The sequence below is a fragment of the Flavobacterium sp. genome (genome assembly GCF_049240005.1).
Lineage (GTDB): Bacteria > Bacteroidota > Bacteroidia > Flavobacteriales > Flavobacteriaceae > Flavobacterium.
Genome location: NZ_JBMLTK010000048.1, coordinates 1,173 through 1,970 on the forward strand (window position 1 = coordinate 1,173; position 798 = coordinate 1,970).

At 42.1% G+C, this 798-nt stretch carries 1 protein-coding gene; it reads left to right on the forward strand.

Going from position 1 to position 798, the window contains the following annotated elements:
- Window positions 1-798 (forward strand): DUF7507 domain-containing protein (locus ACOVQQ_RS04745; protein ID WP_421817184.1); only part of this gene is annotated, 798 nt, incomplete at both ends.

The following is a 798-nucleotide window of genomic DNA, read 5'->3' on the forward strand; positions in this document are numbered from 1 at the left end:
TAGCAGATGCTACATGTATCTCAGCGGGTACTTCAGTTACGATTAACGCTCAGCCTACAGCTCCAACAGCACCGACTGCTTCAGCTACCTTACAGCCAACTTGTGCAGTTGCTACAGGAACGATCGAGGTAAGCTCACCAGCTTCGGGTACTGGCTTTGAATACAGCATCGATGGTACTACTTACCAATTGTCACCCATCTTTGCCAATGTTGCTTCAGGCACATACAGTGTAACAGTTCGTTCTTTAGCAGATGCTACATGTATCTCAGCGGGTACTTCAGTTACGATTAACGCTCAGCCAGTAGCGCCAGTTATGTCATTCAATAAAACAGCTACGATATTAGGGCCGGTAGTAGCTGGAACTATTATTCAGTATAATTTTGAAATTCAGAATTTAGGAACCACTACAGTATCTGATTTAGTTATTAGCGATCCTACTATCCAAGTTCCAAGCTTGTTGGTAGCAGATGTACCAGCAGGAGGCGTTTCTAATGTTTCACACAATTATATCATAACACAGGCAGACATTGATTCAGGATTAATTACTAATTCAGCGACATTATCTGGAGTAGGGGTATGCGGTTCATTTAGTTTAGTATCAAATGATCCATCAACTCCAATAACTGATGATCCTACAATTACGATCTTAACGCCTGCGCCTACTATGACTTTGGTTAAGACCTCAGTATTGAATACCACTGTTGTTGGAGATCCAGCAGTTGCGAACGTTGGGGATACCATCCAGTACTCGTTTGTTGTTACCAATACAGGTAATGTTACTTTGAGCAACGTTGTTA